The organism is Altererythrobacter sp. TH136 (assembly GCF_007065885.1).
GTDB lineage: Bacteria > Pseudomonadota > Alphaproteobacteria > Sphingomonadales > Sphingomonadaceae > Tsuneonella.
The window spans coordinates 1,905,519-1,925,802 of sequence record NZ_CP041409.1 but is presented as its reverse complement, the minus strand read 5'-3'; the positions used below and the strand labels follow the sequence as shown (position 1 = coordinate 1,925,802).

The 20,284-nt window shown below is 65.9% G+C and carries 20 protein-coding genes and 1 tRNA gene; 7 read left to right on the top strand and 14 right to left on the bottom strand.

What is annotated here, in order from left to right; genetic code table 11:
- Positions 1-25 precede the first annotated feature (25 nt).
- Complete coding sequence (locus tag C0V74_RS09320) at positions 26-478, top strand: hypothetical protein (RefSeq protein WP_143251541.1); 453 nt, start codon at positions 26-28, stop codon at positions 476-478.
- Positions 475-1,032 (top strand): hypothetical protein, encoded by a 558-nt coding sequence (locus C0V74_RS09315; RefSeq protein ID WP_143251540.1) that lies wholly within the window; start codon positions 475-477, stop codon positions 1,030-1,032. The genes C0V74_RS09320 and C0V74_RS09315 overlap by 4 nt, the downstream gene beginning before the upstream one ends.
- Here the strand turns inward: C0V74_RS09315 and C0V74_RS09310 are convergent.
- A complete protein-coding gene (locus tag C0V74_RS09310) occupies positions 986-2,287 on the bottom strand; it encodes a homoserine dehydrogenase (RefSeq protein ID WP_143251539.1) in 1,302 nt (433 codons plus the stop codon). The two genes, C0V74_RS09315 and C0V74_RS09310, sit on opposite strands and share 47 nt — an antisense overlap.
- Before the next feature lie 66 nt (positions 2,288-2,353).
- The gene (locus C0V74_RS09305) at positions 2,354-3,196 is read right to left on the bottom strand and encodes a hypothetical protein (protein WP_246844825.1); all 843 of its coding nucleotides are present in this window, start codon (positions 3,194-3,196) and stop codon (positions 2,354-2,356) included.
- Positions 3,197-3,537: 341 nt separating this feature from the next.
- On the opposite strand from C0V74_RS09305, the gene C0V74_RS09300 reads away from it, so the two are divergent.
- The 4 genes from C0V74_RS09300 to C0V74_RS09285 all read left to right on the top strand — a co-directional run bounded on the left by C0V74_RS09300 (position 3,538) and on the right by C0V74_RS09285 (position 6,151).
- The gene (locus C0V74_RS09300; RefSeq protein WP_131621058.1) at positions 3,538-4,224 is read left to right on the top strand and encodes an energy transducer TonB; all 687 of its coding nucleotides are present in this window, start codon (positions 3,538-3,540) and stop codon (positions 4,222-4,224) included.
- Positions 4,225-4,261: 37 nt separating this feature from the next.
- A complete protein-coding gene (locus tag C0V74_RS09295) occupies positions 4,262-5,062 on the top strand; it encodes a MotA/TolQ/ExbB proton channel family protein (RefSeq protein WP_131621056.1) in 801 nt (266 codons plus the stop codon).
- A gap of 73 nt (positions 5,063-5,135) precedes the next feature.
- Positions 5,136-5,666, top strand: coding sequence for a biopolymer transporter ExbD (locus tag C0V74_RS09290; protein WP_210413402.1), 531 nt, complete (start codon positions 5,136-5,138; stop codon positions 5,664-5,666).
- Positions 5,667-5,713: 47 nt separating this feature from the next.
- Positions 5,714-6,151: a biopolymer transporter ExbD gene (locus C0V74_RS09285; protein WP_143251538.1), complete on the top strand. Its 438-nt coding sequence runs from the start codon at positions 5,714-5,716 to the stop codon at positions 6,149-6,151.
- Positions 6,152-6,286: 135 nt separating this feature from the next.
- On the opposite strand, the gene C0V74_RS09280 is transcribed toward C0V74_RS09285, so the two are convergent.
- The 5 genes from C0V74_RS09280 to C0V74_RS09260 all read right to left on the bottom strand — a co-directional run bounded on the left by C0V74_RS09280 (position 6,287) and on the right by C0V74_RS09260 (position 12,209).
- On the bottom strand, positions 6,287-8,782 hold the full coding sequence (locus C0V74_RS09280; protein WP_143251537.1) for a ligase-associated DNA damage response DEXH box helicase: 2,496 nt from the start codon (positions 8,780-8,782) through the stop codon (positions 6,287-6,289).
- 46 nt (positions 8,783-8,828) lie between these two features.
- The gene (locus C0V74_RS09275; protein ID WP_143251536.1) at positions 8,829-9,428 is read right to left on the bottom strand and encodes a cation transporter; all 600 of its coding nucleotides are present in this window, start codon (positions 9,426-9,428) and stop codon (positions 8,829-8,831) included.
- Positions 9,425-10,840: a phosphoglucomutase/phosphomannomutase PgmG gene (locus C0V74_RS09270; protein ID WP_143251535.1), complete on the bottom strand. Its 1,416-nt coding sequence runs from the start codon at positions 10,838-10,840 to the stop codon at positions 9,425-9,427. Before C0V74_RS09270 ends, C0V74_RS09275 begins: the two co-directional genes overlap by 4 nt.
- A 10-nt stretch (positions 10,841-10,850) precedes the next feature.
- Positions 10,851-11,135: a molecular chaperone DnaJ gene (locus C0V74_RS09265; protein ID WP_143251534.1), complete on the bottom strand. Its 285-nt coding sequence runs from the start codon at positions 11,133-11,135 to the stop codon at positions 10,851-10,853.
- Between the two features lie 246 nt (positions 11,136-11,381).
- Positions 11,382-12,209, bottom strand: coding sequence for a division plane positioning ATPase MipZ (locus C0V74_RS09260; protein ID WP_143251533.1), 828 nt, complete (start codon positions 12,207-12,209; stop codon positions 11,382-11,384).
- A gap of 68 nt (positions 12,210-12,277) precedes the next feature.
- Between C0V74_RS09260 and panC the strand changes: the two genes are divergently transcribed.
- The gene (panC, locus tag C0V74_RS09255; RefSeq protein ID WP_143251532.1) at positions 12,278-13,129 is read left to right on the top strand and encodes a pantoate--beta-alanine ligase; all 852 of its coding nucleotides are present in this window, start codon (positions 12,278-12,280) and stop codon (positions 13,127-13,129) included.
- Positions 13,130-13,157: 28 nt separating this feature from the next.
- Here panC and C0V74_RS09250 read toward each other — a convergent pair.
- From C0V74_RS09250 to pepN, 7 genes are all read right to left on the bottom strand, one after another.
- Positions 13,158-13,231, bottom strand: a tRNA-Gly gene (locus tag C0V74_RS09250).
- 39 nt (positions 13,232-13,270) lie between these two features.
- The gene (locus tag C0V74_RS09245; RefSeq protein WP_143251531.1) at positions 13,271-13,807 is read right to left on the bottom strand and encodes an adenine phosphoribosyltransferase; all 537 of its coding nucleotides are present in this window, start codon (positions 13,805-13,807) and stop codon (positions 13,271-13,273) included.
- Between the two features lie 7 nt (positions 13,808-13,814).
- Positions 13,815-14,696, bottom strand: coding sequence for a cytochrome c1 (locus C0V74_RS09240; RefSeq protein WP_143251530.1), 882 nt, complete (start codon positions 14,694-14,696; stop codon positions 13,815-13,817).
- A gap of 31 nt (positions 14,697-14,727) precedes the next feature.
- On the bottom strand, positions 14,728-16,023 hold the full coding sequence (locus C0V74_RS09235) for a cytochrome b/b6 (protein WP_131621036.1): 1,296 nt from the start codon (positions 16,021-16,023) through the stop codon (positions 14,728-14,730).
- A 20-nt stretch (positions 16,024-16,043) separates the two neighbouring features.
- On the bottom strand, positions 16,044-16,628 hold the full coding sequence (gene petA / locus C0V74_RS09230) for a ubiquinol-cytochrome c reductase iron-sulfur subunit (protein WP_131621034.1): 585 nt from the start codon (positions 16,626-16,628) through the stop codon (positions 16,044-16,046).
- Between the two features lie 208 nt (positions 16,629-16,836).
- Positions 16,837-17,598 carry a peptidoglycan editing factor PgeF gene (pgeF, locus tag C0V74_RS09225; protein ID WP_246844824.1) on the bottom strand — a complete coding sequence of 254 codons (762 nt, stop codon included), beginning with the start codon at positions 17,596-17,598 and terminating at the stop codon, positions 16,837-16,839.
- Complete coding sequence (gene pepN / locus C0V74_RS09220; RefSeq protein WP_143251529.1) at positions 17,591-20,242, bottom strand: aminopeptidase N; 2,652 nt, start codon at positions 20,240-20,242, stop codon at positions 17,591-17,593. Before pepN ends, pgeF begins: the two co-directional genes overlap by 8 nt.
- Between the last annotated feature and the right edge of the window lie 42 nt (positions 20,243-20,284).

Here is a 20,284-nt window from a genome sequence, read left to right as displayed (position 1 = left end):
GGCGCTTAGACGACGGAGAGCAGGATTGTCGAGAAGACTGGGGGTCGTGGCAGTGGCCCTCCTCCTGACAGCGTCCGTCGTGCCAGTGCCGGTGTCCGCGCAGAACGCCCCGCCGCCGTCCGCCGAAGACGTGATCGAGAGCGCCCGGCGCGCCTATTCGCTGCCCGATCCCGCGGCGGCGCGCGCCGCAGCATGTCCGGTCACCAGGCCGGGCGACGACATCGTCGTCTGCGCACCGGCACCCTCGGGCGACTTCGGGGTGGAATCGGGTGACGATCTCGAGCAGGGCGGCTTGCGCGGGGCCGGGCGGCGCGCGCCAGATGTGGCGACCGCTTACCCCGGCAGCGTTGCGGCGACGGGCTGTTTCATCGGCCCCTGCCCCCCGCCGATGCCGGTGCTGATCGACCTCGCCGCGATCCCCGAGGCGCCGGAAGGTTCCGATGCCGACCTGATCGCACGAGGCGAGAAGCGTCCGTGAGGGCGCTATACCTGGTGCTGTTGCCGATGCTTGCCGCGTCAGCCGTCGCCCCGGCTCAGGACGCTGCGGGCGTCACCGCGGAGCAGGCGGTGGAGGCCGCACAGGAAGCTTACGGACCTCCGGATCCGCGCGCGAAGCCCGAATGTGCCGCCCCGCAGCCCGGTGGCGAGATCGTGGTGTGCGGCCAGGCGGAGGATCCCGAGAAGTATCGTGTCCGCTCAAGCGGCGACCTCGACCCAACGGGCAAGGGCGCGCAAGGCCCTCCCCGCGCGCCGAACCTGTTCAATCTGCCGCAAACGCCGATGGTTGGCGTGGGCGTCTCTGCCAAAGGATGCTTCATCCCGCCGTGTCCGTCGCCGATGCCCTTGCTCATCGATCTGAAGGCAATCCCGGAAGCCCCGCCGGGATCGGATGCCGATCGCGTGGCGCGGGGGCTCGCCCCGAGCGGCGAACCCGGCGCTCCGCTGCCCTTGCCCGCGCCGGACATTACCGGCGCAGCGCCGGCGCCTACGCTTCGAGCAACGGCAGAACCAGCGGAGGCGCCGTCAGGCTAGCCGCCCCGGAAAGCAGTTCCAGCGCCCTGGTGACACATTTCTCCGGCCCTTCGTGCGTGACCATTGCCACCAGCACATCGCCTTCGGCATTGGGCTGGCCCTGCTGGATCAGGCTTTCGATGGAAACTTCCGCATCGCGCATCGCGGCGGTGATTTCGGCCAGCACGCCAGGGCGGTCTGCCACCGTAAACCGGATATAGCTGCGACCCAGCCGATCGCCCGGCTCGGCCGGCTTCATCGCCGCCAGTCTCCCGACCGGAACCGAAAAGGCGGGGTGCGATTCGCCGCGGGCAATGTCGATGAGATCGGCGACCACTGCGCTTGCGGTGGGGCCATCGCCGGCCCCCGCGCCCTGAAACAGCAGCCGGCCAGAGAAATTGCCTTCGGCAACGACCGCATTGGTCGCGTCGTCGACATGCGCCAGCGGGTGCGCTCGAGGGACCAGGCACGGCCTGACGCGCTGCAGCAGGCGCTGCGCGCCTACGTCGATGTCGGCCTCTCCCACCAGCCGGATGACAAAACCCAGATCGCGGGCGCGGGCGATGTCAGCGGCGCGCACCTGCGCAATGCCTTCGCACGAGACATTGGCGAAATCGAGCCGCGCGCCGAAGGCGATCGCCGCGAGGATCGCCAGCTTGTGTCCCGCGTCGATCCCGTCGATGTCGAATGACGGGTCCGCCTCGGCAAATCCCAATGCCTGGGCTTCGGCGAGCACGTCGGCGAAGTCGCGGCCGCTCTGCTCCATGGCGGAAAGAATGAAATTGCACGTGCCGTTGAGGATGCCCTGCACCCGGCCGATGTGGTTGGCGGCAGCGCCTTCGCGCAGGCCCTTGATGACCGGGATTCCCCCCGCCACCGCAGCTTCGAACTTCAGCGCAACGCCCGCCTCCTCCGCCGCCTGGGCAAGGGCCAGACCATGATGCGCGATCATGGCCTTGTTCGCCGTTACCAGCGCCTTGCCTTCACGGGTCGCCGCGCGGGCCAGCGTCAGCGCCGGCCCATCGGCTCCCCCGACCAGCTCGACCACCGCGTCGACGTCGGGGCGGGCAGCCATCGCGGTCATGTCGTCGCACCAGTCGAACGCGCTCAGGTCCACCCCGCGATCACGGATGCGGTCGCGCGCGCTGACTGCGACGATGCGGATATCCCGCCCGGCACGGGCGCCGACCAGTGCGGCATTGGTGTGCAGCAACCGGACCACGCCCGCGCCGACCGTGCCCAGCCCGGCGAGCGCGATGCGCAATGGTTCAGCCATGCCGTCTCCCCTCCCAGTAGGCCCGCCGCTTATTCCACGGCGGGATGGCCGGCCAACAAAGAGATACTATCGGGCCGTCAGGGTTCGCGGGCACGGGCCAAGCTGGCGCAGCACGAAGCCATAGTCTTCGGTCGCGCGGGCACGCGAGGCGGGGTCCTGCGACAGGTTGGCTTCTCGCGGCAATTGCGCAGGCAGGAAACAGGCGAGGCGGTACCACGCCAGCGTATCCGGCTCCGGCGGGCGCGCCGCCTGATCGACGATCTCCGAATAGGAAACCCCCCACGTGGGCGTCATTCCCGGCCGGCGCACCACGGTCAGCGACACCGGCTCGCCGTTGGCGGCGCCCAGGAAGACCTGCGTTTCGGATTCGCCGACCAGCGCGCCTGGAACACTCAAGGCGTCGCGCACCCCGGTAACCGAAGGGGCGGCATCGGTGGCGGCCAGTTCGCTGAGGATGGGACGAAGCCGATCAGCGAGCGCGCCGTCGAACGGCAACTGTGCGGTGGGACTGGCCAGTTGCAGTTCGCCCGGGCGACCAGGCACCGGTTTGGCGAACAGCAGAAACTCGCGCTTCTTCAGCTTCGGCGGCTTGCCCTTGGCGTTGGTCGGCACATCGACCAGGTAGCTGACCGATCCGCCCAGCGGCGCCGATCCGGCGAGAAGGGCCAGCGTCCGCGCCTGGATGTACAACCGGGTAAACCCTGGCGCCACGCCCGGCGCCCGTTCGGGGGGCAGCGCCGTCTGCCGGGTCACCGCCACGTGCACCACCAGGTCGGCTTTGTCAGCAAGATCGGCAAGGTCCGCATAGGTCGGCGCCGGCGCCGCCACCGGGACCGGCGCGGCAGCCACTCCCGTGGCTAACACGGCGGCCAGGATGATCGGTCGGGCGAAGTGTATCGGGTTGTTCATGGCATAGTCCGCTAGGCGCATCTCGGCGCGTTGGAAACCGGAAGGCATCTGCGCCGTTGCAGCCTCAATGGACTGAATCCCCGGTTAACCGCAAAAGCGTTTGCGCGGGATTTGCTTCAACGTTAAGGCTCGCCGGGAACCGGGGAGCGAAGATATAAGCTAACCCCCCGGAGGGCCCGTGCCGGGTCATCGGGGATCCGGCGGGTCGCAAGGCCGTCGTTTCTCGATGGGCTTCAGGGCGGAAAATGGAATGGATGCGTCGGCCGGCGCGCTTGCAGCGCCGGCTCGATGCAGGCATGCCGGGGTGATTCCCGGCGCCTGACATGGAGTGATGCGACTGAATGGCCTACTCTGATCAACAGATGAGCGGTAATCGCATTGTAGCGATCATCATCGTTGCGCTGATCCATATCGCCGTCGGTTACGCCTTGGTGACCGGGCTTGCCTATTCGGCAGTTCAGAAGGCGATCGAGCGCGTAACAACCGTCGATATCGAGGAACCGCCGCCGCCCGAGGAGGAGCCGCCGCCACCACCGCCTGAAGAGGTGCCGGATGTTGCGCCGCCGCCGGTTGCGCCGCCGCCGCCGATCAATGTGGCGGTCGCACCGCCGCCGATCCGCACTCAGCCCACGATTCCGCCGCCGGCCCCGCCCGTGCTGCGCGTGCCGCCGCCGGCTGCGGTTGCGCCTCCTCCGGCGCCCCCGCCAGCCCCGCCGCCGCCGCCGCGCGTGCAGCCCAAGGCCGTGTCGCCGAAGGGTAACCCGGGCAATTGGGCTAACGCCAACGACTATCCAAGCCGTGCTCTGCGCGAGGAAAAGGAAGGCGTGACGCGCTTTACCGTTCAGGTAAGCGCCGATGGCCGGGTCACCAATTGCTCGGTCACCGGGTCGAGCGGCACTCCGGAACTCGACAGCACGACCTGCTCGCTGATCACCCGGCGTGGACGCTTCAATCCGGCCACTAATGGCGAAGGGCAGCCTATCGCCAGCAGCTGGTCAAGCTCGGTTCGCTGGCAAATCCCGCAATAACACCCCTATTCTGACCTTCATCTGAGAGGACACTCGCATGTACATCGAACTTCTTACCGCGGCGGCAGGCGGCACCGCCGCCCCCGTCAACCAGTTCGGCTTTTGGGAAGCAATGAACCAGGGCGGTCTGATCGCCTGGTCCATCTTCATCGTTCTGGTGATCATGTCCGTCGGATCGTTCTACATCCTGATCACCAAGTGGCTCGAGCAGCAGAAGATCTTCAACCAGTACAAGAACGTGCGCTCTGGCTTCTGGCGCGCATCGACGCTGCGCGAAGGTGCCAACAAGCTCGACAAGAACAGCGCATGGCGCCAGCTCGTCGATGACGGCCTGACCGCCGAAGAATCGCACGAAAAGATGACGGACAAGCTGGACGCGCATGACTGGCTGCACGGTTCGCTCGCCCGCTCGGAAGCCGCGATCAACGCAAAGCTGGCCGGCGGTCTGCCGTTCCTTGCCACCGTCGGTGCGACCGCGCCGTTCGTGGGTCTGCTCGGCACCGTGATCGGTATCTATCGCGCGCTGATCAACATCGGTCTCGCCGGTTCGGCGTCGATCGACAAGGTTGCCGGCCCGGTGGGTGAGGCGCTCATCATGACCGCGATCGGTCTGCTCGTGGCGGTGCCGGCGGTGCTGGCCTACAACTGGCTGCAGAGCCGCAACAAGCGTATCGCGCAGATGCTTTCGGGTTTCTCGACCGACATCCTGGCAAACATCAACTCGCGTGGCGCGGTGCGTCCTGCGGTGATGACGCAGACCTCCACACAGGCAGCGGGCAAGGCTGCGGCGACCGCTCCGGCCAAGCCGGTAGCGTCGACCACCGCTCCCCGTCCCTGAGCGATCGTGCGGGAGGAGCGTCCCATTCGCTCCTCCCGCGCTTCGCAAAGAACTGAAATAGGATAGGAAGCCCATGGCCATTTCCGCAGGCGGACCGACCGAGGCGCCGATGTCGGACATCAACACCACGCCGCTCGTCGACGTGATGCTGGTGCTCCTGATCATCTTCCTGATCGCGGTCCCGGTTGCCATCCAGACGATCGAGAAGCTCAGGCTGCCAGTGATGGAATCGACGGAGTCCAAAGACAAGGTCGAGAACCTGCTGCTTACCGTCAGCACCTCCGACGATGCCGGCCGCAGCGCGGGAGAGCCCGGATTTGCCGGCGCATCGCGCAACGGGGAGTGCCGGGTCTACTTCAACAACACCACGCCGGTCGATTCGCAGGAACTGTACGACCGCGCGTTTGAGCGGCTCGACAGGATCGTCCAGGCCGCCGGTGGTCCCGAAGCGCTGATGGAAAATCCGGACAGCGTTCCGCAGGTCCACATTCGCGGGGACGTCAACGCCCCGTGGCGCTGTGTCGCGGGCACGATCTACAACGTCCAGGCGGCCGGCTACCCGACCGTCGGCTTCATCTCCAACCCGGTCGATCCGAACGGCTAATCAGCCTTCGGACCGAGTTGGCGACACTGATTCAGGAGTAACCCACGATGGCAATGTCAGGCGGCAGCGACGATGGCTCGCCGATGATGGAGATGAACACGACGCCGCTGATCGACGTCATGCTCGTGCTCCTGATCATGTTCATCATTACCATTCCGGTGGCCACGCACTCGGTTGACATCGATCTGCCGGTGCCCAGTCCGCAGGACAATCCTCCGCCCGTGGACCCGATCAAGAACAAGATCGTGCTTACCCCGGACAACCAGATCCTGTGGAATGCGACGCCCATCTCGGACAGCGAGCTGGTGGCGAATCTGAACACTTCCAGGTCCATGGCGGTGGAGCCCGAATTGCAGTTCGAGCCGACCGATCAGGCCAGCTACGACCTGTCGATCCGGGTGTTGAACATCATCAAGGCTTCGGGCGTGACCAAGTTCGGTTTCGTCGGCAACGAAAAGTACCGGCAGTTCGGCAAAGCGGCCTGACCGCAGCCGTCATTCGAACCTTTGCAAGGGGCGGAGAAATCCGCCCCTTTTCTTTGTCTCGACGGCGCGATTGCGAGCGAAGGGCGGGTATCGGAAGGCCGGCGTTAAAATCCGGCCCGGCGCGCCGTATTGGTTTTAATCGCCCTCGAATGGCACCGCCGCATCGACCCGCATTGCTTCGGACGCGAGCGTTTCCGCCTCCAGCAGCAGTTCGTCATCGGCCGCGCCATCCGGCAGCTTCTCCCGGCCGATCAGCGTCATGACCGGCACCGCCAGCGGGCTGACACGGTCAAGCTCCACGTGCAGCAGTTGGCTTGCCGCGCTGTCCAGCAAATCGCCTAACCGGCCGATATCCGTCATGCGGGTACGCGCATCGGCCCAAGCCGCTTCCAGCAGCACGTGGTCCGGCTCGTATTTGCGCAGCACGTCATAGATCAGATCAGTCGAGAACGTGACCTGCTTGCCGCTTTTGCGCTTCCCCGGATGTTGTCGCTCCACCAGCCCCCCGATCACCGCCACCTCGCGGAAAGCGCGACGCAGGAGATGCGAGTTCTGCACCCATTCGACGAATTCGTCTTGCAGGATATCGGGTGACAGCAGCGGCGCCACGTCGGCAACCGGTTTCAGCCCCCAGATCGCCAGGCAATAATCATTGGCGTTGAAGCCGAGCGGCATGAGACCGCGCTCCTCCATCCGCTTCGTAATCAGCATGCCGAGCGACTGGTTCGCGTTCCATCCGATGAAGGTGTAGTAGACCGCGTAATGCTTCTTGGCGTGCGGGAAGCTTTCGACCAGCAGAGTTCCCGGACCGGGCATCTCGCTGCGCCAGTGCTGCACTTCCAGCCATTCGCGCACATCATCGGGAAAGCGCGCCCACCCGGCGCGGTCCATCAGCATTTCGCGCACCCGCGTGGCGAGATGGGTCGTCAGCGGCAAGCGTTGGCCGCCATAGCTGGGGATCATGGCCGCCTTGGTGCTGGCCCTGACTGTCAGCTCCATGTCCTTGATACGCTCGACTTCGAGGTTCACCCCAGCGAACTGGAACGTGTCCCCGGGGCTCAGCGACGCGGCGAAGCGCTCCTCAACCTTGCCCAGCGACCGGCCGTTCTTGAACCGCACCTCAAGCATTTCGGAATCGACGATGATCCCGGCGTTAAGTCGATGGCGAGCAGCGTGCTCGGGGTGGGATAGCCGCCACACCGGCTCGCCGGCGCCGGAGGGTGTGTCGCGCACGATGCGGCGAAACTTGTCGTACGCTTTCAATGCGTACCCGCCGGTCGCGACGAAATTGAGCACGCGCTCCCACGCGGCCTGATCGACCCAGGCGTAAGGCAGGCTGGAGCGCACTTCCCGAAGCAATGCCGCCTCGCCAAACGGGGCGGCACACGCGCAGGCCATCACATGCTGGGCCAGCACGTCGAGCCGGCCGGGACGAAAATCCTCTCCATCGCGCTGGCCCTGATCAACGGCCTCCTTGGCGGCAGTCGCCTCTAGGAATTCGAAGCGATTGCCTGGTACCAGTACCGCGCGGCTCGCCTGATCAAGCCGGTGATTGGCGCGCCCGACCCGCTGAAGCAGCCGGCTTGACCCCTTGGGCGCGCCCATCTGCACCACCAGGTCAATATCTCCCCAGTCGACGCCAAGATCCAAGCTGGCGGTGGCGACCAGCGCGCGCAGTTCGCCGCGCGCCATGGCGCCTTCCACCTTGCGCCGCGCTTCCTTGCTCAACGACCCGTGGTGGATGCCGATCGGCAGGTTGTCGTCATTCACGTCCCACAAGTTCTGGAAGACGTATTCGGCCAGAAAGCGGGTGTTGGTGAACACCAGCGTGGTTCGGTTGCGGCGAATCTCCTCATACAATTGGGGGATGGCCCAGGTCGCCGCGTGGCCGCCCCACGGCACCCGTTCCTCGATCGGCAACAGCACCTCGACCACCGGCGGCGCACCGGGCTCCCCTTCGACCAGCGTGACCGTATCGATCTCCCCCCAGGGGGCGAGCCATTCGCGGAACTCCTGCGGATCGGCCAAGGTGGCCGACAGCGCCGCGCGCTGAAGATCGGGCGCGTTCGCCTGCAGCCGGCTCATCGCCAGCGCGAGGAGATCGCCGCGCTTGCCGGTGGCGAACGCATGGACCTCGTCGATGACCACGCGCTTGAGTCCGGCAAACAGATCGAAGCTTTCCGGATAACTCAGCAGCAGGGACAAGGACTCGGGCGTGGTCAGCAGAACATGCGGAGGGCGGGCGCGCTGGCGCTTCTTGCGATCGGAGGGGGTATCGCCGCTGCGCGTCTCGACCCGGATCGGCAGAGCCATCTCCTCGATCGGCGTGACCAGATTGCGCTGCACGTCATGCGCCAGCGCCTTCAGCGGGGAAACGTAGAGCGTGTGCAGCCCTTCGGGCACCGGCGTGTCGCCCAGGGTGGAGGGGCAGAACGCGGCCAACGTGGGCAGGAACCCGGCGAGCGTCTTCCCGGCTCCGGTATCCGCCACCAGCAGAGCATGCTGCCCCGCCTCGCTTGCTGCCAGCATCTCGGTCTGGTGGCGGCGAATGCGCCAGCCGCGGCCCGCGAACCATTCTCGGATTTCGCGCGGAACCTGCCCCGCCCCATCAGGTCCGATTTCGTCGTTCATGGATATGCCAAAGCACGAGCGGCGGCAAAGCTCCGCCTCGCCATGGTCACGACCCGGCGCGGCGTTCTTCCCACGCCGCCTCCCACACATCACGCGCGGCATCGAGATTGATCGCGGCGATCGCCAGCCCGACGATCAGGTCCGGCCACGGCGAATACCAGGCGAAGGCGGTGACCAGCCCCGCCGCGATGATCGCAACGTTCGCCAGCGCATCGTTACGCGCCGACAGGAACGCCGCTTTGCTCAAGCTGCCGGAATGCGCCCGAAAACGTACCAGCATCACCGCGCAAGTCAGGTTGACCGCCAGAGCTCCCAGACCGGTGAGCGTCAGCGGCAGTGGCGCGGGTGCCAGCGGCTCCCCCAGCTTCGACCATGCGGTCCACAGGGTAACCAAGCCCGGGACCAGCAACAGTGCGGCCAGCGCCATCCCGATGCGTGCACGCGCCGCCACGCTCCAGCCAAGCGCGAGGAGGATCAGCAGATTGAGCGAGGTGTCTTCAAGGAAGTCCACCGAATCGGCGAATAGCGCGACCGATCGAATTGCGAGGGCGACCGCGAATTCGATTCCAAAGTATGCCAGGTTGAGCACGGCAACCCACGCGACCGCACGGCGAAATGCGGCGCTGGTTGCCGTGCGCGCGGTCAATGCCCCGCCTGCTCACCTCGTTCGAGGCCGGAGGCTGCGAGCTGCTCGTCGATCTGCGCCATCAGCCGATCAAGGCCGGCCTGGCTCTCGCTTTCCGCCCGGGCGACCAGCACGTCCTGGGTGTTGGATGCGCGCAGCAACCACCACCCATCCGGGGTGGTCACCCGCACCCCGTCGGTGCCGTCCACGCTGATGTTCGCGGGAGCACCGGTACCCGCGAGCCGCTGCTTTACTTCTTCGATCGCTGCGAACTTGCGGCTCTCATCGACACGGAAGCGTAGTTCCGGCGTGTTGACCATCGGCGGCATGGCGCCGCGCAGCTCGGTCACCGATTTGCCCAAGCGCACCGACGCGGCCATCAGCCGGATCGCAGCGTACAATGCGTCGTCGTAGCCGTAATAGGTGTCCGCGAAGAAGACATGGCCGCTCATCTCGCCAGCCAGCGGTGCGCCAGTCTCCTTCATTTTGGACTTAATCAGGCTGTGCCCGGTCTTCCACATCAGCGGCTTTCCGCCCAGCTCGGCCACGCGCTCGAACAGTGCGCGACTGGCCTTCACGTCGGCGATGATCGCGGCATTAGGTAGTCTTGCGAGGAGGTCCTCGGCGTAGATCATCAAGAGTTGATCCCCCCAAATGATCCGCCCCTCGCCGTCGACGGCGCCGATCCGGTCACCATCGCCGTCGAAAGCAACTCCGAAGTCGAGGTTCTTGTCCGCGACAAGGCGCTGAAGGTCTTCGAGGTTGGGGGGAACAGTAGGATCAGGATGATGATTGGGAAACGACCCGTCGATATCGGTGTAGAGAAGGTGGTGCTCCCCCGGCAGCCGGGCGGCCAGCGCCTCGAGCGCGGGGCCCGCGGCTCCGTTGCCCGCGTCCCAACCGATTCTAAAACCGGCCAGCGCTTCACCGTCGATCCCCTCCAGCCCGGTGAGCAGGCGATCGATATACTCGCCCATGATCTCGCGCGTCTCGATGGTGCCGGTGCCATCGGCCCATTCACCCGCCTCGGCACGGCGGCCGATCTCGGTGATGTCCTCTCCGAAAAAAGGTCGGCCAAGGAATACCATCTTGAAGCCGTTGTAATTGGCGGGATTGTGGCTGCCAGTTATCTGAATGCCGCCGTCCACCTGTTCGGTTGACGCTTCGGCATAGTACAGCATCGGCGTCGGCCCCATGCCCACACGCACGACATCGCAGCCCGACGCGGTCAATCCTTCGATCAACGCGTGCTCCAGCATCGGAGAGCTCAGGCGCCCATCGTAGCCCACGGCCACGGTCTTGCCGCCCGCTTCGCGCAGCATCGTAGCAAAGCCCCGCCCGATGGCGCGGGCATCGTCTGCCCCCAGGGTTTCGCCGATGATCCCGCGGATGTCGTATTCGCGCAGGACGCTGGGGTCGAATGTGTGACTCAAGCGGATTTCCTTAGTTATCGGACAGGCGATCCAGCAATAAGTCGCGCGCGGCATTCGCCTCGTGCACCTGACTGTTCGTGCCGCCCCGATCGGGATGGACTCGTGCAAGCAGCCGCTTGTGCCCGTTGAGGATCTCGGCCCGGGTGGCCTCCTCGCGTACGCCCAGCAGCTTGCGTGCATGGAAAACGTCCAGGCCACGGGTCGGTTTCGCGGTCAGGTAATTCCACGGCCATCTACCAAACAACCAGCGGCAGCCGAGCGCGAGCAGCGCCGCGATGACCAGCACCTTGATCACGCCCGCACACTCGGCGCCAGACAGATCGGGGAGGCGGAGGGGGTGGGGACCGCGCCTTTGCGGCTGTGCAAAACTGATGACCACTGGCCCAAGCGGTGTGCCCCCGGCAGCTTGCGCGATGCGACGGAAAGACGGGCGCGAATTTTCGCGCGCGGGATCACGAACGGTTCAAAGGCGGCAGCCGGGTAGCTCATCGCCGTTCGCTGTAGCGAACCGCGGGCGCGTACGACAGCGGCGAAGGACGGATCAGGCGAGGGCCAGTTCGGCCGCGGGTTTGGTAGTGACCGGCAGATTGAGCGCCGCCACCAGCGCCCGCAGTTCCTGCCGCGCCACCAGGTGGCTGGTGCCGAGTTCCCCCAGGTGCCCCTTGTCGAGCAACGTGAGCCCGCTGGGAAACAGTTCGCGGTAGATCACGCGTTCGGACAGGCCATGCGCGACCCGGAAGCCCACGCGCTTCGACAGTTCCTTGAGCGCGGCCTCGATACGGACCATGTTCCGCGCCTCGGTGTGACCGGTGCGATTGCGCACGACGATCCAGTCCATCTCGCGCCGCTGCTGTTCGATCGTGGCGCGGCTGCGCTTCAGGCGGGCTTCCCAGATCAGCTCGGCATAGAACGACAGTTTGCGCACCTTGAAGGTTTCCGCGTCAACCTGGCCGATCAGGTCGAAATCGACGAAGCTGTCGTTGAGCGGGGTGACCAGCGTATCCGCCTCGGTCGCGGCGTGGCGCGCCAGCGGGTCGTCGCGCCCCGGGGTGTCGAAGACGATGAAGTCGCACCCTTCGCTCAGCGATGCGACCACCGCCTCCAGCTCTTCGGAACTACCGTCCTCGAACACCTCGAAACGGGCAGTCGGCAGGTCGATACCGCGGCGCGCGGCGGTTTCCTGGCGGTTCTCGAAATAGCGGTAGAGCGTGCGCTGGCGCGGATCGAGGTCGATAGCCGCCACGCGCGCGCCGCGATACGCCAGCGCCACCGCGATGTGCACCGCCGTGGTCGATTTGCCGGTGCCGCCCTTTTCGTTGGCGAAGACGATGCGATGTGCGCTTCGGGGCGTCGGGCGGGCGTCGGTCACGCGTGCATTCCTGTTGCGCCCCGATTAGGGCGATGGGCGGGATCAGAATAGTCGAGGGACACTGCTGCGTGCAAACCGCCACCACTCTGGAAGTGTTGAGAAGCGCCCTCGCCCAGCTGCGCGCGGAGGGCAAGCGAGTCGCGCTGGTCCCCACGATGGGTGCGCTGCACGAAGGACATTTGACGCTGGTGCGGGAGGCGCGGCGACGGACCGACGCGGTCGTCACCTCGATCTTCGTCAATCCGAAGCAGTTCGGTCAAAACGAAGACCTCGACGCATACCCGCGGCAGCTGGCGCAGGATTCGGGCATGCTGGAGGCTGAAGGGGTAGACTTGCTGTGGGCCCCCACGGTGACGGCGATGTACCCGCACGGGTTTGCCTCCAACGTCTCGGTAGCCGGGGTCAGCGAAGGCCTGTGCGGCGCCCAGCGCCCCGGACACTTTGACGGGGTGGCTACGGTGGTACTCAAGCTGTTCAACCAGGTTCAGCCGGACGTCGCGCTATTCGGCGAAAAGGACTGGCAACAGCTCAGCGTCATCCGCCGCATGGCCCGCGACTTCGACCTGACCGAGCCGCACGTCGAGGCGATCGTGGGTGTCCCGACGGTGCGCGAAGCCGATGGGCTCGCACTGTCGAGCCGCAACCGCTACCTGTCGCCGGAGCAGCGGGCGCAGGCAGCGGCTCTGCCGCAGACGATGCGGGATACGATTGCGGCGCTGGCGGCCGGAAGCGCGGTGGCGCCGACGCTTGCCGCTTTGGAAGCCCATCTGCTGCAAGCCGGCTTCGACAGCGTCGATTACGCGCAGCTGGCCGACGCGGAGAGCCTGACGCCGCTGGAAATGCACGGAGAACGGCGAGCGCGGCTGCTGGTGGCGGCACGGATCGGTGGAACCCGGCTGATCGACAACATGGCGGTCTGAGCGCCGGGTTGGGCTGAGCAGGCAAGCCTGGAGCGGGTAAGGGGAATCGAACCCCTCTAGCTAGCTTGGAAGGCTAGAGCATTACCACTATGCTATACCCGCGTGAGGCTGACGCGCGTTGCCACGTGACCCGCCCCCGCGTCAATGGCCGGGAAAGTCCATCAGCGCATCCACCTCCAGCCCCGCCTCGCGCAGGCGGGCCGCACCGCCGAGGTCGGGCAGGTCGATCACGAACAGCGCCTGCGCGACCACGGCCTGCGCCTGACGGAGGAGCTGGGCGGCCGCCAGAGCGGTACCGCCCGTGGCGATCAAGTCATCGACAATGGCGACCCGCTGGTCTGGCGCGATCGCGGTGGGGTCGATCTCCAGCCGGTCAGTGCCGTACTCCAGCTCGTAGTCGATGCCGATGGTCGGCACCGGCAGCTTGCCGGGCTTGCGGATCGGCACGAATCCCACGCCGAGTTCTATCGCGACCGCGGCGCCAAAGATGAACCCGCGCGCCTCCATCCCGGCAATCGCTTGCGCGCCTCCCGCGCGTGCCCGATCCGCGAGATGACCCACCGCCGCGCGCAGTCCCGCGCCGTGGCTGATCAGGGTTGTGATATCGCGGAACAGCACGCCCGGCGCCGGGAAGTCCGGCACCGAGCGTACAAAGGCCCTGAGTTCGTCGGTGGTCACGCGCGCCCTAGTCGGCGCGGCGCTTCTTCGGCTTGATGGCGGCCCACACCTGGTTCTTCGCCAGCCACGCGAGGATGGTCGCGAACAACAGGAACCCCAGGACCGGCCAGCCTACCTGGGTGCGCTTCACCTTCTTGGGTTCGGCAGTCCAGGTCAGGAACGCAGCGACATCCTTCGACATCTGATCGACCGTCGCCTCAGGATTGCCGGGGGCGTAAGTCACCTGTCCAGCTTGGGTCAGCGGCGGTGCCATCGCGATGTTGAGGTTCGCGAAATACGGGTTGAAGTGGGTATTGGGCGGAGTGATGAATTCGGGGAATTCTTCCTTCACCTTGTGCCCGTCGACGCTGAAGCGGTCGACATTGCGATATCCGGTGAGCAGCGAATAGACATAGTTGCTGCCATCGTGGCGCGCCTTGGTCATCAGCGAAAGGTCGGGCGGAACCGCGTTGTTGTTGGCGGCGCGGGCGGCCACGGCGTTGGGATAGGGATCCGGGAAGTAATCCGTCGGCAGGCCCGGACGGGTATTCGCCTCGCCGGTGTTAGGATCGATGCCCGGAACCTGGAAGCCGGCTGCGATCGCCTTCACTTCCGCTTCCGAATAGCCGAGCACGGTCAGGTCACGAAATGCCACGTACTTGAGGCTGTGGCAGGCGGCGCACACTTCCTTGTACACCTGCATGCCGCGCTGCAGCTGGGCGATGTCCCAGGTGCCGAACGGGCCATCCGACTGCAACCCGGCCTTGCGCGGGTGCAGGTGGAATTCGTGCTCGGCGGTCTTTTCCTTGAGCTGCCCCTCACCGATGACGGTGGCGACGCCGTTGCCCAGGCCCCACAGGGCGGCAACCGCGAAGAACAGGCCGGCGAGGATTCCGATAAGACGGATCATTGTCGTGTCGCTTTCCCTAAAGCCTGTTTGATCACACGCCCGGCGTGGCGTTTTCGCCCAGCACCGCAGCCTTGTCCTCACCGAGAACCGCCTCGGTGATGGAATAGGGCAGCGGATCGGGCCGCTCGATCATCGAAACGATCGGCAGGATCACCAGGAAGTGCAGGAAGTAATACGCCGTCGCGATCTGGCTGAGCATCACGTACGGCTCTTCAGCCGGCGCGCCGCCGCAATAGAACAGCAGCGCCATCGCCGGGATGAGGCCAAACCAGAAGAACTTGCGGAACAGCGGGCGATAGTGGCCGCTGCGCACCGGACCCTTATCCAGCCAGGGCAGGAAGAACCACAGCAGGATCGCGCTGAACATCGCCAGCACGCCCATCAGCTTGGCCGGAATGAAGAAGAAGTCCGCCGTGAAGGCGCGCAGGATCGCGTAGAACGGCCAGAAATACCATTCGGGCACGATGTGCGCCGGGGTCGAGAGCGCGTTCGCCTCGATATAGTTGTCGGGGTGCGCCAGGTAATTCGGCAAGAAGAACAGCAGCGTGCAGTAGACGATCAGGAACACGCCCAGTCCGAACCCATCCTTGGCCGTGTAATACGGGTGGAACGGGATCGTGTCGCTTTCCTTCTTCACTTCCACGCCGGTCGGGTTCGACGAGCCGGGAATGTGCAGCGCCCAGATGTGCAGGATCACCGCGCCGGCGATCACGAACGGCAACAGGTAGTGCAGGCTGAAGAAGCGGTTGAGCGCGGCGTTGTCGGGTGCATACCCGCCGAGCAGCCAGATCTGGATCGGCTCACCCACCAGCGGGATCGCACCGAACAGGCCGGTGATGACCTTGGCGCCCCAGAAGCTCATCTGCCCCCACGGAAGGACGTAGCCCATGAAGCCGGTGGCCATCAGCAGCAGGAAGATGACCACGCCGATCAGCCACACCATCTCGCGCGGGGCTTTGTACGACGAATAGAAGAACCCGCGGAAGATGTGCAGGTAGATCACCGCGAAGAACATGCTGGCGCCGTTGGCGTGCGCATAGCGCAGCATCCAGCCCCAGTTGACGTCGCGCATGATGTGCTCGACCGACGAGAACGCCACCCCGGCGTTGGCGGCATAGTGCATGGCCAGCACGATGCCGGTGACGATCTGCAGCACCAGACAGAACCCGGCGAGAACGCCGAAATTCCACATGTAGTTGAGGTTGCGCGGCACCGGATAGCCGCCACCGATCGCGTTGTAGACCAGACGTGGAAGCGGCAGCTTCTCGTCCAGGTACCGCATCAGCGGGTTAACCGGTTCGTAGTGCTTGGCCCAGGGATAGCTCATCGTATTCGCTCTCTCTCGCCTCAGCCGACCCTGACGACGGTGTCGCTGGTGAACTCGTATTCCGGAACTTCCAGATTGGTGGGAGCCGGGCCTTTACGGATGCGGGCCGCCGTATCGTAGTGCGATCCATGGCAGGGGCAGAAATACCCGCCGAACTCACCCTTCACTTCGCCTTCGGCCGCACCCAGCGGCACGCAGCCAAGGTGGGTGCACACGCCCATAGTGATGAGCACGTCCTCGTGCCCCTCCTTGGTCCGCTCCGCCAAGGTCTGCGGATCGCGCAAGCTGCCGACGCTGACCGCATTGGCTGCCTGAATTTCAGCAGGAGTCAGGCGCCGGACGAACAGCGGCTGCTTGCGGAAGATCGCCTTGATCGCCTGACCGGGCTGGATCGCGGACACGTCAACCTCGGTGCTGCTTTCGGCGAGCACGTCGGCCGAGGGGGCCATCTGGCTGATCAGCGGCAGAAGAACCGAAACGCCCGCAACGCCGGCTGCGCCGACCGCCGCGATGTTGATGAAATCGCGCCGCCGGACCCCGTCCCCATCGTGGACGTCCGAGGCCGTAACGGTCCCCGGGATCGCGTCGCCAGTCGTGTCAGCCATCAGCCGTGCCTGCCCTGCATTGTAATCGTCTTCGCGAATGGAACCCGCCGGACGGCGGGACACTGAACCTGCAACCAGGGTCCACGAGAAAGGAAGCTTCAGCCCCTGTTTCGCGGTTCACGCGCGGCGCCGATATGGCGCCGACGGTGCCGGTTTGCGGCGCGCATATACGCAACTCGGCAGGTTGCCAACCGCCATTGTGGCCGTTTCATGAACGCTCTGCCGCCAGTCCGACCAGTGAAAGTTGGCGCCCGTAAGTGGCCTCTCCCCGGTGGGTTGCGCGCCGAAAGGAAAAGAACCGCGCGGGATCGGCATACGTGTCGCAACCCAACAGGTCGATCGTCTCGACGCCGGCATCGCGCAGGCGGGCGTGGACATAGCCCGGCAAATCGAATTGCCAGTGTCCCGGCGCGTGGGGCGCGAAGAAGCGGTGTTCTGCGCTGTCGAATTGCGCCCGTAAGTCCTCGCCAACCTCGTAGCTGTCCTGCGCAATGCACGGCCCCACAGCGGCAACGATGCGCTCACGCGACGCGCCAAGCGACTCCATCGCAGCGACGGTGTTGGCGATCACCCCGCCGTGCGCCCCTCGCCAGCCGGCATGTGCAGCGCCGACAACGCCCGCGCCCAAATCCGCCAGCAAGACCGGCGCGCAGTCGGCGGTGACGATGCCGAGCAGCACGCCCGCGCGATCGGTAACCAGGGCATCGGCTCGCGGGCGCTCATCGTCACCCCACGGCTCTGCCACTGTCGCCACGTCGCCCGAGTGTATCTGATACACGCCCACCAGCGGGGCCCCCGGCAACACGGCGTCAGCGGCGCGGCGGCGGTTTTCGGCCACCGCCGCAGGATCGTCCTCTGCCCCGAAGCCGTAGTTGAGGCCGGCGACCGCGCCGCGCGAGACCCCGCCCGCGCGGGTGAGGAACCCGTGCGGGACGCCGGCCAGCACCCCCGATCGGAGCGCCTCAGCCAAGGCTGCGCGTCACCTGCTCGAACGTGTCGCGTGACAGGCCAGCCTTCGCGGCGATCCGCTCCAGCTCTCCGCGCATCAAGGCCGCGCGGCCTGGCTCCAGCCGGCGCCAGCGGCCCAGCGGAGTGACAAACCGCGCAGCGGTGGAGGGGTTGATCGGATCGAGTGCCAGGATCAGGTCGGCGATCATCCGGTATCCTTCGCCGCTCGCCGCATGGAAGCCCAGCGGAGTGCCGGTGAAGGCCATGAACAGGCTGCGCACCCGGTTGGGGTTCTTCAGATTGAAATCGGGGTGCCGGGCGAGCGCCTTGACGTGTTCGATGACCTGCGGGTGGAGCGAACTGGCCTGCAGGCTGAACCACTTGTCGATCACCAGCGGATCGTTCTGGAAGCGATTGTAGAAGTCGATCAGCTTGTGCGTCCGTTCTGCGCCCGGCAGCCCGGTGAGCACCATCAGCGCTGCCTGCCGATCGGTCATCGTTTCCGCCGCATCGTACTGGCTGGCAGCCGTCCTGGCGGCGAGTTCGGGATTGCCGGCGGCCAGGAACACCAGCGCCTGGCCCTTTACCTTGCGGGCGCCGCGTGCTGCGTGGCCCATTCCGGCCGACTGGCTGCTGGCCCGCTGGTGGAGCGCCGCGAGTTCGCCCTCCAGCGTGCGTCCCAGCCACGCCTTCAACGCTTCACGCTCTGCGTGGATCGCGCCGGGGTCGGCGACCAGCAGCTGCTCGGAAAGGTAGGTCTGGCTCGGCAGCATCATCAGCTCGCCGCGCATCGCATCGTCGAGTTCGGGATCGGTCAGGATGGCGCTCAGGGCGCCCCCGATCGCCTGCCGCGCCTCGATGCGAGCGGCATCGGTAAGGCCGCCGCCAATCGCGCTCACCAGGTGGCCGACGATCAGTTCCTGCATCGCTTCATACCGGGCGAAGGCATCGTCGTCATGTCGGGCGAGAAAGACCAGGTCGTCAGGCTCGACCGTTCGCTCGATCGCCACCGGCGCGGAAAAGCCGCGGTTGATCGACAGCACCGGCTTCTCGGCAAAGCCTGCGAAGCGCACAACTGATTCAACCTCGCTCAGAACGACCAGCTGTTCGCCACTGTGGCGGCCGGTGGCGCGGTCGAACAGCGCCAGCCGCAAAGGGATCGGCACGGGCAGCTTAGTCCGCTGGTCCGGCGTGGGGGGCACCATCTGGCGCAGCGTCAGAGTGGCGGTCTCGCCATCATGTTCCAGCACCGCTTCGACTTTCGGCGTTCCGGCTTGCGCATACCACAAGCGGAACTGCGTCAGGTCGAGACCTGCTCCGTCCTCGATGGCGCGGATGAAATCCTCGCACGTCGCCGCCTCGCCATCGTGGCGCTCGAAATACAGGTCGGTACCCTGCCGAAACCGCTCGGGGCCCGCCATGGTGCGCATCATGCGGATGACTTCGGCACCCTTGTTGTAGATCGTGGGGGTGTAGAAGTTGCCGATCTCTCGGAAGCTGTCGGGGCGGATGGGATGCGCTAGCGGCCCCGAATCTTCCGGGAACTGCACGCTGCGCAACAGGCGCACATCCTCGATCCGCTTAACCGCCGCCCCGCGCATGCCCTCGCTGAACAGCTGGTCGCGCAGCACGGTGAAGCCTTCTTTCAGGCTGAGCTGGAACCAGTCGCGGCAGGTGACCCGGTTGCCCGACCAGTTGTGGAAGTATTCGTGCGCGATGACGCCCTCGACCCCGTCATAGTCGCCGTCGGTGGCGGTTTCGGGATCAGCCAGCACGTACTTGGTGTTGAAGACGTTGAGGCCCTTGTTCTCCATCGCCCCCATGTTGAAATCGCCCACCGCGACGATGTTGAACTGATCGAGATCGTATTCGCGGCCGAACACCTCCTCGTCCCAGCGCATGGACCTGATCAGCGACTCCATCGCGTGTTCGGTGCGGTCGAGGTCTTCGGCCCGGACCCAGATCGCGAGGTCGACGGTACGCCCGCTCATGGTGGTGAAGGTATCGCGCCGGGCGACCAGATCGCCGGCGACCAGCGCGAACAGGTACGATGGCTTGGGCCAGGGATCGTGCCATTCGGCCCAATGTCCGCTGCTGTCCTCTCCCTGCGCCACCAGGTTGCCGTTCGACAGCAGCACCGGAAACGCCTGGCGCTCGCCGCTCATCCGCACGGTATAGGTGCTGAGGACATCGGGCCGGTCGGGGAAGAAGGCAATCCGGCGGAACCCCTCCGCCTCGCACTGGGTGCACAGCATCCCGTTCGACGCGTAAAGACCCATGAGCTGCGAATTGGCCGCGGGATCGATCTCCGTCACCAGGCGGATCTCGTGCGCTTCGCCGGCAAGCGGGAGGATCAGGTCATTGCCATCCATCCGCCAGCTGTTTGACGCCTGCCCATCGACCGCTACCTCGAGCGGGGTCAGTCCGTCGCCATTGAGGCGGATCTCGCCTGCCTGCTCGCCGGCCGGATTGCGCGCGACCGACAGCGTGGCGGTGACGCGGGTGCTCTCCACGCCCAGCGCGAAATCGAGGCGGGTCTGCGGCACCAGCCAGTCGAACGGCTTGTAATCCTCTCGCCGGATCAGCGGGGGATCGACCGGCTCTGGCGGCGCATCGGCCATTTGGTAATTGCCGTCGGGGGTCGAAGGGGTGCGGGCGATATCCATGGCTTTCGCACTAAGCGCTTTCGTGCGCGCGTCCAGCCGCTA

Coding starts and splice junctions, on each gene's coding strand:
- C0V74_RS09280 (WP_143251537.1), bottom strand. CDS start 8,782: ATGAACGACGAAATCGGACCTGATGGGGCGGGGCAGGTTCCGCGCGAA.
- C0V74_RS09285 (WP_143251538.1), top strand. CDS start 5,714: ATGGCAATGTCAGGCGGCAGCGACGATGGCTCGCCGATGATGGAGATG.
- pepN (WP_143251529.1), bottom strand. CDS start 20,242: ATGGATATCGCCCGCACCCCTTCGACCCCCGACGGCAATTACCAAATG.
- C0V74_RS09300 (WP_131621058.1), top strand. CDS start 3,538: ATGGCCTACTCTGATCAACAGATGAGCGGTAATCGCATTGTAGCGATC.
- C0V74_RS09310 (WP_143251539.1), bottom strand. CDS start 2,287: ATGGCTGAACCATTGCGCATCGCGCTCGCCGGGCTGGGCACGGTCGGC.
- petA (WP_131621034.1), bottom strand. CDS start 16,628: ATGGCTGACACGACTGGCGACGCGATCCCGGGGACCGTTACGGCCTCG.
- C0V74_RS09235 (WP_131621036.1), bottom strand. CDS start 16,023: ATGAGCTATCCCTGGGCCAAGCACTACGAACCGGTTAACCCGCTGATG.
- C0V74_RS09305 (WP_246844825.1), bottom strand. CDS start 3,196: ATGAACAACCCGATACACTTCGCCCGACCGATCATCCTGGCCGCCGTG.
- C0V74_RS09240 (WP_143251530.1), bottom strand. CDS start 14,696: ATGATCCGTCTTATCGGAATCCTCGCCGGCCTGTTCTTCGCGGTTGCC.
- C0V74_RS09295 (WP_131621056.1), top strand. CDS start 4,262: ATGTACATCGAACTTCTTACCGCGGCGGCAGGCGGCACCGCCGCCCCC.
- C0V74_RS09290 (WP_210413402.1), top strand. CDS start 5,136: ATGGCCATTTCCGCAGGCGGACCGACCGAGGCGCCGATGTCGGACATC.